Below are 14,254 nucleotides of genomic sequence, written 5' to 3' on the forward strand. Positions count from 1 at the left end.
GATTTCCTCAAGATTTTTTTCAAATTCCCCCATTAATAATTAGAGTGTGTCCCGTAACTATTTTTGGGACACTCTGGTGTATGATTTTACCGCAAAAATTCCCCTTCACAGAAAGGTGCATTCAGAAAGCTTCCCATGTCTTCATCTTTCTATTCATATCACATCAAAGCTTTTCATAATTCATAACACATAGTTTAATATTATATTTTAACATCGCACTTATCTAAATATTCATAAAAATAGTTAGATATATATGACGTTCGAAAAGAATTTAAGTAACATGATGATAAAAACAAGTTATACATTAAATTAAAAAACTCACCATTTCAGAGAGAAAAAATTAATATAATAATTTATAATTTTGGGGAGGGGAACCCCCTCCGAAATTTCTATTCATGATAATACTATATGATTGAACTCTTCGAGCATGTTACCAAATCGCTCATAATTACAAGAATTACAATTAGTTTCTGCTACAGAATGGACATCACATAAAATGACTGAATCAGGGAAATTTAATAGAACATTGTCAATCTTATCTTTTAATACAATCACTGTATCCATATCGCTATGTTCAAAACCACATAAGGAAATTACCTTTAGCATATGAAAAAGAACATCTTCAACTATAATTTTATTTTTCAAAACAGTAATGGGATTTTTTTCTTCGAAGAACTTATCTTTATGCATCAGTTTTAAATTTTTACTGATAATTTTAAATCGTAATTTAACAAGCTGTAGTTTTTCATCCTGATTACCCAATTTACTAGTTAGTTTTTTGTTTTTATTGGTTATATTTTTCATAACCAAATCAAAGTCAGAAATAAAATCACTAGACACAATAAGCTTTTCTACAGAAATTTCCTTCACTTCATTAGTGTCTACAACATCATCTAGAAATGATTCTTCTGTTTTGATAACAGTTTCTGATAGATTACCAAGGACTGCCGCGCCATTACTAATAGGGTTAAATTCTTGTAGTCCATGATCTTCATATGCTCCCATGTAAGACTCATCTGAGCCTGAGTTACTATGAGAACCGAACATATCAGCAACAAAAGGAATATCAGTCGATACTTGTTCGAAGCAAACATCTTCTATTAACTTATTATAATCTTCTTTTCCATTCAAAATAATAATATTTCTTAGCTTCATTTTATCAAAACGAAGAGTTCCTGCTTTATCAGAATCTGAACCATTGGCTATTAATAAATTAGCCTGAGCTTTAGGCTCGTTTCTTGCGATATCATCTTTTGTTGGATATGGAACTGCAAGCCATCGATTATAATCCAAAGAGGCTCTCGATGCATGTAAGCTCCCGCCTTTAACATCAGACTGAATCATAACTACTCCACGAGCCAATCCGGCTTGAATACGATCCCTCTTTACATATTGTTGTTTTTGTATTTCTTGCCCAAAAGGATATTCCGTTATCAGTGCTCCACCTTCTTCAATTATCCGGTGTGCCAAATTTTTATGACGGCTAGGTGCGATAGTTTGAAGACCATGAGCCAAGACGGCAACAGTATGACCATGACAATTTAATGCAGTTTCGTGAGCAATACCATCACAACCTATTGCTAATCCGCTCACAATGCTCCAGTTTTTTTCTACAAAAAATTTTGTAATCCTTTCTGTAATCACTTTCCCATGTGAAGTAGGCGCTCTAGTCCCTATTATAGCGACAGATTTATCAGGAGCCCCAGATAAATTGCCTTTCACATATAACAAACAAGGATCATCTTTTGTTTCAGACAATAATTTTGGATAATCATTATCTAATATGGAAATTATACGAAAAGAATATTCATCTGCATACTCTATTTGCTTTTCAGCCTTTTCCTGTGCAAACAAAAAATTTGCATCATCATTAACTAATGAAGCAATTTTTACGTCAAATTTCGATAACTCATTAATAGAAAAAATGTTTGAAGATAAAATGTAAGATGCCGTTCTTTTTAGCAATACAGGCCCAACTCCCTTGAGCATAGAGAGAGTAAGTAATAGCCTTGTTGAAGGAGTAATGGTTTCTCTTAAATTATCTTTCATCGTAAGACATCACTTATATTTTTAGCTAAAGAAAATAGAGTAACACTTCGAGCACCAGCATCTCTTAGAGATTTATATGCATATATTAACGATGCTCCTGTTGTGACTACATCATCGATTACAACTACTTCATCGATTACAACGACTTCATCAACTGAAGACAGTCGAGATACATTACTAGTAATCAAGTGATCTCTGACGTTCATAAATCTTTCCCCTTGATTCAAATGCTCACCATGTTGTGAACGAACCCCATCACGGTAAGCCAATAGATCTGTAGCCAGTATAACATTACAATGCTGAATTGGCTCATCAGTTAGTGAAGTAATTAATTGGCTAAGTAGATTTTCTAAGCGAGGAATCCTACCTGGCCGATGAGGAATAGAGGTTATTATTATTGTTTTAGTCCAAAAAAACCCTGCACATTTTTCACTGATAAACTCTCTTAGAGTATTAACCCATTCACAAGGAAACTCTGTAGAATTTTTGTTAGATGAAATTGATTCTGTTAAAGAATGTTCAGCTCTTTTGTAATAGAGGGATTCATAATTTGAAAAATTCCTACCAGCAACATATATAGGAAAATTGGTCGTATCCCCCCCGATAGATCTTGGGATGAAATGTCCAATTCTATCGAATCTTTTAGAATCGACATTGCCTGAATCGAGTAGACATTCCAATATTGGTAAATATTTATGCGGTTCAGCTAAAAAATCGAGTAAATTGCTGGGTTCATTAATGATAGCATCAGGGATCAAATTAATAGCGTTCCAATGTTCCGAGCTGTAACTACGTGGCCAACCACTTTGGTCAAGCAATGCAACACAACCAGCATTGTAAGCAGCCTTGATATCAATATCTGCATCACCAATCATAACAACCTTTGTAAGATCTTCAATTTCAAAATATTCCATTATATTCTTAATTCCCTGACCATTTGGTTTTGTTGGCCTTACATCCTCATAACAAATTAACATGTCCCATTCAATCTCAGGATATGCCCACTCTAAAACCGTTTCAGCATAGCTACGTGGAGATCGAGTAAAAATAGCCAGTAAAATATCAGGATGACTTGCAATAATTTCCTGAATAATATCTTGAGAGTATATTAATCTTTCATCATCTTCCTCAAGAGTTTCTAACAGCGTTTCTAAAATTCCCTCATCATCATTATTGGCAAGGCTCAGCCTTATTTCCTCTAAATCATTTGTATGTATCAACGTTTCATCTAAATCAAAAATACATAATTCAAACATTTTTCACTCCATATAAAATATTTTATGTTTTATTACATTCAAGTCATTTCGTTTAGGCACATTAAATACAGCTTTGAATGGTTACTATTTTACTTATAAAATCTGATATTTTCGGTATGGCTTTACTGAGCTTTTAATCACTCAAGAGTTGTTCAAATTCAAACTTGATAGTGTCGTCAAAGGACTCAAAAGAGCCGATCCAGTCATTGTCATCTGCCTCATTTACCATCTTATATAAGTAGAACTACAATACAAACTATTTTCATCCCCCATTCAGAATGGTTTGTTTCCCCTATGGTTTTTGTAAATCATTACTGTCCCGACTAATTAATAACGAATAAATAAATTACATGCGTAAAATATTTCTATGCTAATTATTTTTTAAAATACTGCTTATAAGATATAGCTCTACCATTGGAAAAGAGCCACCTGAGAGCTAAAAAATAACTAACCCAATAGTTTTAGCAAAAATAATGATAGCAAGGTAATAATATAAATTTAACTCGTATCCAGTTGAGGACATGTTACATATCAGTGGATAGGTCATTGATCAGGGCAAGGTGTTGTTCTACACCGTCATCGAGGCTAGATAGTCACTGTAAAAAAGATGTTGACCTACTTTGGGAAAGATGGGACTAGCTGTATCGAGGCTATGATTTGGAATGAATGCTTATCAACACAATAACGTGAAACTATTGCAATCTATTTTGATTAAATGTAGTAATCAATTTACTTGCCACAACATATATGTAGCCTAACGAAAATGGGGCCGCAGCCCCACATATTATGGATTATCCAGCTTGATTGTCAGGCGAGGAGTCATTAGCTACAGAACGAAGGAAATTTAATACCCCCTCCTCACCAAATTCCTTATAAAGACGCTTCATCTCTTTTTGTGCGCTGCTTTCCTTTTGCACAAGCAGAGACTTACGGCATACTTCAAAGACAGATTCAGTGTCCTTCTCTAAGCGACTCAAATCTTCCTTCGTTATAAAGAATGCAGATTGATGAGAAATCCCACCTACATCAGCTTTTGCAGGGAGGGACTTAGCTGATATTGGTAGCAGGTATTGCTTCAGAGAATGTGCTACAGCAGATGCCCGATTAACCGAATAGTCTGCATCAATGTTATATCCTGACGTTGTTAGCGTCTTACCATCGCATAACGCAGCCAGAGCACATAAATCAGTCCTTTTCATACCGCGAATCAGTTCTGACATAGGCTCATTATCTTGAAAACGCAGATCAAGCTTATGTCGGGCTATTTCCGGGGAATAGTCATCAGTAACCTTACGCATACGGCACCTCACATTTTATGCAGGGAAAGAGAGCTAAAATTTCTACATTTCTTAGAAACATCAGTCTGTTACTCATAAATAAGAGATATAAACCCAGACTACAAAAAGAAGAACTGATGTGATATGCGTAAAAAAACCTAGAAAAAAGCCCCGAATATCCTACATAATGCATACGCGGCTTGGTAAATCGTAAGTTATACGCATTCAACCAGGTCGTTTTCAGTTTGCGAACTGGAATGAGGGGCAGCTATCAGACCTTGGCCTAGGAACTAAGTATTCTGATAGCTGCCTTTGTTTTTCTGAGATCTCTATGATCTCAGAACTGTGATTATATCATGCATCGCAGTCAACATTGCCAGATTTTTTTTTGTTCAATCCATCCTAAGCCTCTCAGAACCACTCACGTTCGATTTTCTCTTCCTTGCATGGTTAATCTAAGGGTTATCGTAGTCATGCCCAAAACGCATTTTACTGCCTAAAATCGGACTGTATCCTCATACAGTGTGGATAAATACAGTGCATTAGATGAGTGGTGCTTTTGGAACAGAGTGGGGATTACCAGCACACCAGCACACCAGCACACCAGCACACCAGCACACCAGCACACCAGCACAGAAAAAATGACATTAGACCAAAAATTTAAAATAAATCTTTTTTATCAATTAGTTAAAATTATTTTATACCATAGGGTGAACAAGTAAGCAGTAGACACCATCTTTATTAAATATCTAATTTGAAACATCAGCGTCTTTCCGACGAAATGAGCGCAATGTTGAAGAGAGAAGCAACTAATTTTTGATACTCCACTGACAATGGTTAATGGTTATAATTTCCATAGTTAATACCTTCCATTATCGATATTCTCTTACCATTAGCGAGAAAATGATCTAATTAATAATAAAAAAACATGATAGTTATCATGATTATTATATAAAATACATTAATTAATGTAATAACAACCTCCACATTGTCTGAAAATATATTCATCTTTTTTCATAGGCCTCTGCTATATTTAAAAAAACATCCCAACTCCACTTTAAATTTATAAGCAGGAAATATATATGCATGGTTACGTTTTAAACATTTCAAAAACTTATGATTCAAAAGGTGAAGTAATCTATTATGTTTTTGATTCTAATGGAACTTGTATAGGGCACGCCCCAAATTTAGAATTAGCACTTAGCTTAATGATAATTTATATAGAATATCTTCTTTCTGTTAACAACTTACATAATAAAGCAGAGGAAATAATTAAAAGTATAAAGCCATTTATGAAAGAAAATAAAATTAATTGCGAAAAATTACTTAATGAAATTAAGGATTCGAATGTCATAAAAAAAACAATTTCGTTATTTACGAGAGAAGTTCAACATACAGAAACCGAAGAGGTTTTTTTTGAAAAGAAAATTGAAAATATAGAAATTCACAACTATAACTTTAACCCGGAGTGTATAGAAAAACACTACACTAATTTAATTAAAGAAAATAGCAATAATAAAATAATTAATAAAAAAGAAAGTGATTTCCTTTTTATTGAAAAAGAAAAAATAGACTTCAATAAGATAAAAGAAAAAAACAATTCAATAAGAGAAGATAAATCTCTTTCTAATTTTAAAAAAAACCAACACAGACATTGACTTTAAAAAAACTATATATTATAGAAAAATAAAATGGTCTGGACTACGAAATGAATAGAGAAATTAAATCAATAAAAGATGTTTTTTCGGAAATGATAAGAAGTTATAGCGATCCATCCAGGGTGGATGAATTGGGACAGAATTTGATTTTTAAAGATTTTACATGGAATGAAGAAGATCTTCAAATGTTAATAGAAAGAGGATTTAATATTAATCAAAAAGATAACTATGGCAAAACCCCTATATTTTATAGTAAAACGATATATGAATTCACACTTCTCTTGTTCTATAAAGCTGATTTAAAACAATTAGACAATGACAATAGAAGTTTATTATTTTTTGAAAATGAAAAATACAATATTGGATTAATTCTTAAAAGTGGAATTAACCTTAACACTGTAGATTTCTTAGGTAATAATTTTACCTCATACCCCCCATTCCATCAACATCCAGAAATTTTTACTGACAAGTTATCTGATTTTTCTGTGAGCGCTAATATATTTCAACTTTATGAAAAAAGTGAAGAAGCGTTAAGATTATTAGAAAGGAATTCAATAAAATTTAATTTATCGAAAAAAATCACTTTACACTACAATCCCAAAGAAGAAAGAACAATAATTATTAACCTGCTATCTTACCTAAAAAACAAAATAGAAGAGAGTGAATTAAATAAAACAAGATTTATTTACAATCCCTCAGATGACTCCCCTGCACAAATTTATACATTACATCAACTATCTAATATTATTTAAGCAAGGGCTAACTCTCCGAAGCGCTACGCTGGCTTCTCCGAGTTCTCCCTTGTTTTTTTCGCCCTCTGGTTGAAAAAAATTAAAAGCAAAATCAACACCATGCATTGACATTGTTAGCTTCTGCCATATAAATAAGTATTAAGCATAAGGAATATGCTTTGATTTAATTATATGAAAAGGAGTTCATATGATCGAAAATGATACTTTTAATAATATCCTTCGCAGCCATTGCGTCAGTGTCAGGTTAAATAATGAAGAGTTGTCGCTTCTGAATGAAAGGCGTGGTAGTCATCGCAAAGGTGAATGGCTGCGTATGGCATTTCTGCATAACCTTCCCTCCATTATTCCTTCTATTAATCTCGAAGCATGGAAAACCCTTGGTGAGATTTCGCAGAAGCTGAACAGACTGGTCGCTCATCTGGATAGCAAGAGCAATGATAGTTCTCTTTCACAAACTGAACTCTTTGCCGTGAAACGGCAGATCTCCGAGCTTCGCACAAATCTGATCACCGATAACATGTGGAGTGCTTCCCATGAAGGGAATGCAAAAAATCCGCAGGGGTAAGGGTTTCGCCGGTGTTGTTCTCTACGCATTAAAGCCAGGCTCTCATCATCAATGCACACCTTACATCATTGGTGGGAACATGCTGGGGAATAAAGCCGGAGATCTGATCGCTGAATTCAATACCACCAAAACCCTTCGCCCAGATATTGCTAAACCCGTCTGGCACAATTCACTTCGATTACCGAAAAGCGAAGCGCTGAAAGATGCTCAGTGGTCAGAGATAGCTGATGATTACATGTCCCGAATGGGCTTCTCTGAAACGCATCTGAGATGCTATGTGTTGCATGACGACACAGCAGGCCAGCACATCCACATTATTGCCAGTCGTATCGATCTCACTAATGGAAGCCTTTACTTGGGCAAAAATGAAAACCTGATCAGCACCCGTATCATACAGCAGCTTGAACGCGACTATTCACTGACCAGAACCAAAGGGCCAGAATTGGTAGCATCACCATCCCCAGCTTCGCCCTTCCCTCCTTCGCTATCCAGAAAACCCCCGACACAGAAACCGAGGGGCGCAACACCAAAGCCTAAAAAGCTGTCGCGTAACGAAGCGATGATGGAGAAGTATAAAGGAGAGCCATCGCCCAAATCGGTCATTCAGAAAGCACTGGAAGCATTACTTGTCGGTAAACCATCCACCACTGAATTTGTGACACAGCTTGTGGCACAAAACATAACGGTAGTCCCGAATATCGCTTCTACCGGAAAGATGAATGGATTTTCATTCGAATATCAGGGGATTGCCTTCAAAGCTTCGCAGTTAGGTAAGTGTTATTCCTGGTCTACCCTACAAGACAAACTCGATTACCAGCCGGAACGCGACAATGCTTTCCTGTTTGCATTGAAAATGCCATCAGTCAGTAAGGCATCGGTTAGCGAAGCTCTTGATATGACCATAGCTAAAGATACCCCTGAAATCACAACAGAAGACGTTACCAGCCCCATCGAAACGCTTACCCTCAATAAAGACGGCGGTCAGGACGAACACGCTATCAATTATCCTACAACGCTACACAATGAAGCTGTTGCAAGTAACAAAGAAGCGTATGCAACCGAAGCAGTAAAAGAAGCTGGTGCAGATGGTAAAGAAGCACATGTAATCGAAGCGGTAAAAGAAGCTCATCACAGAAAACCCTTCTCTATGATTCAGACCGGCTTCAGATGGTTAGAAACCATTCCCTACCTCAACATCATCATTGGCATGTTGAAAAAACTCAAAATCCCGACACTCAAACGCCCAGACAAACACAACAGCATTACGGGCATGAAGATGATAGAAATTACGGCAACACCAAAAACCACCATCAAAACTCCGCAAAAATCACACCCATCATCATTCCAAATGTAGGGCTGAGAAGCCGTCCAGCAAGCCTTTCTTCATACAAAAAACACAAGATTAACGATCGTTAATACCGATCTATATTTAATTTATGATAGCTTTAATCTATCACAAGTAAACCATCGATCGTTATAAGCGATTTGCTTTGTTTGATCACAACTGTTCAAAATGTAGCTGTTCCTTTTCCCATAATAGACTGATTTAACTGGTCTATTTACTTATTCAACTAACGATATAGGTTCAGCAATGACAAATTTCGTCTCATACATAGTTCCTGACCTCTTCATACATCGAATATGACTTTCACTCAGCTATTAAGGAATTTGTATGAGCCTTTTATTCATGAGACGTTTCTGGATCGGCGTATTGCTTCCTGTGTTTATCGACTGGCTTTTTATGGCAGGTGCAATTCAGCTTTGGTGGCTCTGGTTACCTATCAGTGCTCCCCTGCTCATCTGGGCTTTTTTTGCCTACAACAAAAATAGGAAAGAAGACGCAGATTCCAGAATCTGGATCCGCCAACAGTGGGAAGAGCAAATCACTACTGAAAAATTTGAATTTTGCGGTCGCGCATATACGTTTCAGGAAACGCTCTCAGGCACTGTCATCAGCTACAACCCGAACAATGACACTATCTGGGTAAAAACAGATGCTGGGGATGAGACACAAATTTCCGCGCATGGCATACCGTTCCGTGAATCGCATCGTATTAAAAAATACGAATTCAATGGCTATCATGACCATCATTCCTATGCATCATTTCATGATGCACTGATCGTTAATGAAACCACCAAAGAACGACATGTAAACATGCCGGAAAAATGTTTTATTGTCTTCGGATTAACAACATTGACTCTGCTTTTGTTTATTCGACCTATAGTAAAATTTACTGCTAGTGTCTATAGTTCTGCTATGCCCGTCCCAAGCTTTTTCCCTGTTACCTTTATCGTAACTAATATTATCTCTGCCGTTTCATTTATTATTTTCCTTTTTGATTTTAAAAATGATGATCTATGGGATATCTATTTGTTATCAACACTGGTCTGTCATGTCCTCATCAGATGGTTAAACATCAGGGCTAGCAAGTTTAATGTCGAATTCAGAAATCTGGTTAGTTCATTTACACGTTAAGACCTAATAATAGTAAATCCTTAAAGGTTTAAATTAATGAAAAAATTTATCATCGTAACATTGGTATCACTCACTCTCTCTGGATGTTATTCCTTCGGTAATCAGACACTGAAAAATGTAACGCAGGAAGACGTAAAAGCTAAAATTGTAAAAGGAAAAACCACCAAGGCAGAAGTATTAACCGCCTTTGGTGAGCCGGATAAACGTATCACCACAGATGATGAGGAGAAATGGTCTTATTCAATGCATAACTACCGCAGTAAACCAACATCATATATTCCGATTGTCGGAATACTGACTGGCGGAACGGATATTGAAGAAAAATCAATTCTCATCACGTTTAAAGGTGAAAAAGTAAGTTCTTATGAATTCACTGCCGGTGCCAGTGAAATGAAACGCGGTGCCTTTTAAATCCTTTTAAATTCAGCAATCCTCAAAACGAGAGCCATAATGAATAAAAAATTATCCTTAGGTTTATTACTGGTGCTGTCCTTTTTCCTCACCGGCTGTGACAGCGAACCATCAGATGCTGACGTATCTAAGGCAATGCAGTCTTTTACTGAAGAGATGAACAAAGGCGCACCGTCCGAATCAGCAAGAGTCGTTTTCAATTCAGCCAAGAAAATCGCCTGTAAAGACAAAGACAGTGACGGCGGTTACAAATGCACACTCGAATACAATGCCAAAATCCCGTTTCTGGGTGAAAGAACATCAACCATGGAGCTTAAGTTCTTTAAATTTGAAGGAAAATGGAAGGTTTCACCCTCAAAATAATTGATATGACATAAACAGCATCAGGGAAAACATCAGCCCGTAGTTTCACCGCTACGGGCTTTTCTCATCTGCATTGAGCGGCCTTTTTCTGAGGGCTACTTACGCTCCAGGGCGTGGGTTCGGTTACCAACGGACGTGCCGCCGCTCTTGCTGGGCCAGTTCGGAACAGACCTGTGTCCGTGGCTATATAATAAGGTCCTTAACCGGAATAGGGTAAAAACTATTATGTATCAATCCATTATCTATATATTATGGTTTTTCATATCATTGACTGTCGAACCGATTAATATTTTCAATTTGGTTCTGAACCGCTTTATTTACTTGCTTATACCCCCTCAGAATAGTGTCTGGTGAAAATTTTGATTCATCTATCTTTAATACATCAATCAATTCACTTGAAAGGTCTGCACATAATTTATCTAATGATTTTTTAGGATTTTCATTATCAAATAAATAACGACTAAGAATAATCATTCCACAGAGATAGTTCTTCGCATTAAAATCTGTCTTTAGGTTTTTTATCTGTGGAGTGTGCAATTTTTTTATCTGAAGATAGTTTTCAGTCTTAATGTTAGGTATTTCAAATGCTCGTTTAAATTCATTTATGTCTTTAGCCATGTGATATTCGGAATATTTATTATCACGTTGCAGATTGGAAATCTCGCACCTGAGCATCGCTAGGATTTTATCAACTTCAAAATCATCTAGCGGGGATGATGTGTCAATGCTTATCCGTAGTTCATTTGTATAGCTAACCTTTTTAACGTCTCTAAGTGCATATAATGAATAAAATTCCTGCATTAGAGGATCTTTTTCGTCAGTCAATTCGAGTTTAAAGTCTCTGTTTTTTATTGCTTTTTTTAATGTCTCTTGGGGTACTTCAACATCATTCTTTATATATCTGATTCTATATTTAGAATAACCGTATGGCCTTCTTATTTCATATGGGGAATTCGTGATTGTTGTTTCCGCCCCATATTTAGATTCTTTCTTCTTTGGAAGGTATTCTTTATTGTAAAAGTATATGAGCGCATGCAGATAGTTATTATCTAGGCAAAACACATAGGGAGAGTAATGATATTTTAGATTAAACCTTACGCCACTGTATTTATTGCGCATCTCAACTGCGCATGAAATAACTTTCCTCCTCAAGCCCTCTCTGAATTTAATGTAATCATTATCATGATGATTATACTCATCGAGAGGATACAAGTCGTCTATATAGTTATTTATTTCCTCATGTAGATTTTCATCTACCTCACCTGTGGCTATATTTTTTACCATTATTTCAGTGATTTCTTCATGTGCTGATTCAGCTTGTAACTCATCTTTAATTGCGTGCAAGATTTTTCTTATATCAACTGCCAATTGATTAATTAGTTCGTATTCTGATGAATGTGAATGCTTAACGGCTAAAACATATATTTCTTGAGCTATTAAGTTAATTATTTCAGATAACTCATTATCGTCATAATCAGAAGTTTTCATTACGGTTTCCATTTTTATTTATTTCTCAGTGATATGTTTCTATGTTTAACGATGATGATTGTGATTGACTTTAGTGCCTACGTCTAGGTCATTTTTTTCAGGAATTTTTGAGCGTGAATTTAACGCCAAACTGGTCAATGCTACATACCACCTTGAAAAGGAGTATGAAAAATGGTTAAAAAATCACTGTTTATGATCGTTTTGATTGCGTTTACTCACATGAGCAACGTAGAAATACCCGCTATGAATATCCTATCCAACAACAATATTGAAGTTAACGTTATGTTGTAAGAACTATCTACCACATGCGGAGATGCCTTACATCAAGCGCAGAAAGGGTCATCATCATTGATAATGACATCAAGCTCGGGAGCCGATAGTTGCCGATGCTTTCATAGGCTATATTTCGCTCAGCCAGCAGAACCGGACAGAATAACTGTTATGTCCAACGGCACGGGGAATTAAATGAGAGGCAGTATAAAGGCCGTTGACGCGGCCTGATTATGGATTATGAAGGATTCAGTAAACGAATGAATTGATCACGTTATCGGCTATCTTCTGACTGCCGACTAATCAAATTTTCAAGCATTTCCTGATGTTTCCCAGACTGATTAACCACTTTTCGGCACTGTAGATCTTGGGCAACTAAGCGTTGCTCATGTTCCAGCGCCACGCTATTGCCCATTTTGCAGGACAACCGATGGCAGAAATTCCGGTAGGAAGCTTTTAATAACGCAATTTTATACAGTGCAAGAGCAGCCTCAACAGGATTGGTAGTGAACGTAACAGGCATATAAAAGGGATAATCAGTCATATGAACACCTTCACTGAAAAAGAAGAATAAGTCTGAGAATAACAGGCCAGATCACACGCGCCAGTAGAACTGGACGGAATCACTTGTCTGTCCAAATGGCACGGGGTTTAATGTGAAAATAAACAGCAGAATGTCTGCACATGGCACAGAGCCGCTTGTAAGATTACGCTTAGCTCTGCGCAGCAACTGTGCCAGTCGGGTCTTAGCTAATACATTTCATCACAATCGGCAACCACTCTTCCTGACGCTCGTTGAGGCTCTTATCAGCTTGTTGGCGTCATACTTCTTTTTCTCATGCACGTAGATTCTTTCTGTTCTTCCACCGTTGTTGATGATGAAGCTGATGATGGAAAGAAAGACTTTATTCAGACGGGCTTTGTCGATCAAGTCATCACTGATTTTCTCGATATGGCAATAGTAAGAGAGAAGCAGAAAACTTAGCACCACTTCTCGGTTTGAAAACGTCAGATTTTCTATGTCCTGCTGATATTTAATATAAAATCCGGCACAAAAAAGATAAGACTGCTCGGTGATTTCTGCTTCTGAAAAGCCCGATTCATCGAGCTTATCAACGAACCTGTCCAGCAACAGCAGATACCTTTCCATCAAACTCATATTTACTTTTTTCATAACTATGCATCCTTGCATTTAAATTATTATTAATTGTCATCCTGACAACGTATCAATATCACCATTAAATTAAAAATCAAGCAATTCGTAAAAATATATTTACGCTACCTGCTTTCGTTTATAGTCACTTTTTTTCAGGTAACGGTTCATTAAGTTGGTGCGATTTCAACCCATATTTATTGGCGTTATACTGCCACAGGGAAAACTGCTCTTTATAACGGTTGTTTTGCTGCTCAAGCATTGCCATCTCGTTTTCAATATGTCGTATTCTCTGTGCCGCAATTTTCAGGCTGGCGGGTTTCTTTGGTTCAACGCGGCTTGTCTGTATCATTTTCTTTTTCATTAAATAGGCAGTCACGATATCTTTATGCATATTCAATGACTGACGACTGGGTTTCTTTCCGATAAATTTTTCAACTTCGATACAAAGCGCTTCCCATGTTAATTTTCCTTGCCAGCCCTGAAGCGTTTTTTTAATGACTGTGATATCTGATGATGTTAAATGTTTTGCCATA

The 14,254-nt window shown here is 36.4% G+C and carries 14 protein-coding genes; 7 read left to right on the top strand and 7 right to left on the bottom strand.

From position 1 onward, the window contains the following. Positions 1-393: 393 nt before the first annotated feature. The 3 genes from AB8809_RS14525 to AB8809_RS14535 all read right to left on the bottom strand — a co-directional run bounded on the left by AB8809_RS14525 (position 394) and on the right by AB8809_RS14535 (position 4,603). Positions 394-2,049 (bottom strand): DNA-processing protein DprA, encoded by a 1,656-nt coding sequence (locus AB8809_RS14525; RefSeq protein WP_207209685.1) that lies wholly within the window; start codon positions 2,047-2,049, stop codon positions 394-396. Continuing rightward, positions 2,046-3,305, bottom strand: coding sequence for an HAD family hydrolase (locus AB8809_RS14530; RefSeq protein WP_129704295.1), 1,260 nt, complete (start codon positions 3,303-3,305; stop codon positions 2,046-2,048). The genes AB8809_RS14525 and AB8809_RS14530 overlap by 4 nt, the downstream gene beginning before the upstream one ends. Before the next feature lie 791 nt (positions 3,306-4,096). After that, complete coding sequence (locus tag AB8809_RS14535; protein WP_165324950.1) at positions 4,097-4,603, bottom strand: hypothetical protein; 507 nt, start codon at positions 4,601-4,603, stop codon at positions 4,097-4,099. Positions 4,604-5,664: 1,061 nt separating this feature from the next. Here AB8809_RS14535 and AB8809_RS14540 point away from each other — a divergent pair. From AB8809_RS14540 to AB8809_RS14570, 7 genes are all read left to right on the top strand, one after another. Next, complete coding sequence (locus tag AB8809_RS14540) at positions 5,665-6,240, top strand: hypothetical protein (RefSeq protein WP_129704291.1); 576 nt, start codon at positions 5,665-5,667, stop codon at positions 6,238-6,240. Positions 6,241-6,290: 50 nt separating this feature from the next. Beyond that, complete coding sequence (locus AB8809_RS14545) at positions 6,291-6,992, top strand: ankyrin repeat domain-containing protein (RefSeq protein ID WP_129704289.1); 702 nt, start codon at positions 6,291-6,293, stop codon at positions 6,990-6,992. A 187-nt stretch (positions 6,993-7,179) separates the two neighbouring features. Then, the gene (locus AB8809_RS14550; protein ID WP_129704287.1) at positions 7,180-7,557 is read left to right on the top strand and encodes a hypothetical protein; all 378 of its coding nucleotides are present in this window, start codon (positions 7,180-7,182) and stop codon (positions 7,555-7,557) included. Then, complete coding sequence (locus tag AB8809_RS14555) at positions 7,526-8,911, top strand: relaxase/mobilization nuclease domain-containing protein (RefSeq protein WP_129704285.1); 1,386 nt, start codon at positions 7,526-7,528, stop codon at positions 8,909-8,911. The genes AB8809_RS14550 and AB8809_RS14555 overlap by 32 nt, the downstream gene beginning before the upstream one ends. A 318-nt stretch (positions 8,912-9,229) precedes the next feature. Next, the gene (locus AB8809_RS14560; RefSeq protein WP_129704283.1) at positions 9,230-10,033 is read left to right on the top strand and encodes a hypothetical protein; all 804 of its coding nucleotides are present in this window, start codon (positions 9,230-9,232) and stop codon (positions 10,031-10,033) included. 36 nt (positions 10,034-10,069) lie between these two features. Next, on the top strand, positions 10,070-10,444 hold the full coding sequence (locus AB8809_RS14565) for a hypothetical protein (protein ID WP_129704281.1): 375 nt from the start codon (positions 10,070-10,072) through the stop codon (positions 10,442-10,444). A gap of 39 nt (positions 10,445-10,483) precedes the next feature. Next, positions 10,484-10,807 (top strand): hypothetical protein, encoded by a 324-nt coding sequence (locus tag AB8809_RS14570; protein WP_129704279.1) that lies wholly within the window; start codon positions 10,484-10,486, stop codon positions 10,805-10,807. Between the two features lie 264 nt (positions 10,808-11,071). On the opposite strand, the gene AB8809_RS14575 is transcribed toward AB8809_RS14570, so the two are convergent. The 4 genes from AB8809_RS14575 to AB8809_RS14590 form a co-directional block, all read right to left on the bottom strand. Next, positions 11,072-12,295, bottom strand: coding sequence for a hypothetical protein (locus AB8809_RS14575; protein ID WP_129704277.1), 1,224 nt, complete (start codon positions 12,293-12,295; stop codon positions 11,072-11,074). A gap of 544 nt (positions 12,296-12,839) precedes the next feature. Next, a complete protein-coding gene (locus AB8809_RS14580; protein WP_129704275.1) occupies positions 12,840-13,109 on the bottom strand; it encodes a hypothetical protein in 270 nt (89 codons plus the stop codon). A 219-nt stretch (positions 13,110-13,328) separates the two neighbouring features. Next, positions 13,329-13,739, bottom strand: coding sequence for a hypothetical protein (locus AB8809_RS14585; protein ID WP_103163061.1), 411 nt, complete (start codon positions 13,737-13,739; stop codon positions 13,329-13,331). Positions 13,740-13,863: 124 nt separating this feature from the next. Then, a complete protein-coding gene (locus tag AB8809_RS14590) occupies positions 13,864-14,253 on the bottom strand; it encodes a hypothetical protein (protein ID WP_129704273.1) in 390 nt (129 codons plus the stop codon). Between the last annotated feature and the right edge of the window lies 1 nt (position 14,254).

The sequence above is a fragment of the Pectobacterium aroidearum genome, assembly GCF_041228105.1.
GTDB lineage: Bacteria > Pseudomonadota > Gammaproteobacteria > Enterobacterales > Enterobacteriaceae > Pectobacterium > Pectobacterium aroidearum.

Excerpts from the sequence above, each read along its gene's own strand:
- AB8809_RS14525 (WP_207209685.1), bottom strand. The coding sequence starts at position 2,049 with ATGAAAGATAATTTAAGAGAAACCATTACTCCTTCAACAAGGCTATTA.
- AB8809_RS14530 (WP_129704295.1), bottom strand. The coding sequence starts at position 3,305 with ATGTTTGAATTATGTATTTTTGATTTAGATGAAACGTTGATACATACA.
- AB8809_RS14535 (WP_165324950.1), bottom strand. The coding sequence starts at position 4,603 with ATGCGTAAGGTTACTGATGACTATTCCCCGGAAATAGCCCGACATAAG.
- AB8809_RS14540 (WP_129704291.1), top strand. The coding sequence starts at position 5,665 with ATGCATGGTTACGTTTTAAACATTTCAAAAACTTATGATTCAAAAGGT.
- AB8809_RS14545 (WP_129704289.1), top strand. The coding sequence starts at position 6,291 with ATGAATAGAGAAATTAAATCAATAAAAGATGTTTTTTCGGAAATGATA.
- AB8809_RS14550 (WP_129704287.1), top strand. The coding sequence starts at position 7,180 with ATGATCGAAAATGATACTTTTAATAATATCCTTCGCAGCCATTGCGTC.
- AB8809_RS14555 (WP_129704285.1), top strand. The coding sequence starts at position 7,526 with ATGAAGGGAATGCAAAAAATCCGCAGGGGTAAGGGTTTCGCCGGTGTT.
- AB8809_RS14560 (WP_129704283.1), top strand. The coding sequence starts at position 9,230 with ATGAGCCTTTTATTCATGAGACGTTTCTGGATCGGCGTATTGCTTCCT.
- AB8809_RS14565 (WP_129704281.1), top strand. The coding sequence starts at position 10,070 with ATGAAAAAATTTATCATCGTAACATTGGTATCACTCACTCTCTCTGGA.
- AB8809_RS14570 (WP_129704279.1), top strand. The coding sequence starts at position 10,484 with ATGAATAAAAAATTATCCTTAGGTTTATTACTGGTGCTGTCCTTTTTC.
- AB8809_RS14575 (WP_129704277.1), bottom strand. The coding sequence starts at position 12,295 with ATGAAAACTTCTGATTATGACGATAATGAGTTATCTGAAATAATTAAC.
- AB8809_RS14580 (WP_129704275.1), bottom strand. The coding sequence starts at position 13,109 with ATGACTGATTATCCCTTTTATATGCCTGTTACGTTCACTACCAATCCT.
- AB8809_RS14585 (WP_103163061.1), bottom strand. The coding sequence starts at position 13,739 with ATGAAAAAAGTAAATATGAGTTTGATGGAAAGGTATCTGCTGTTGCTG.
- AB8809_RS14590 (WP_129704273.1), bottom strand. The coding sequence starts at position 14,253 with ATGGCAAAACATTTAACATCATCAGATATCACAGTCATTAAAAAAACG.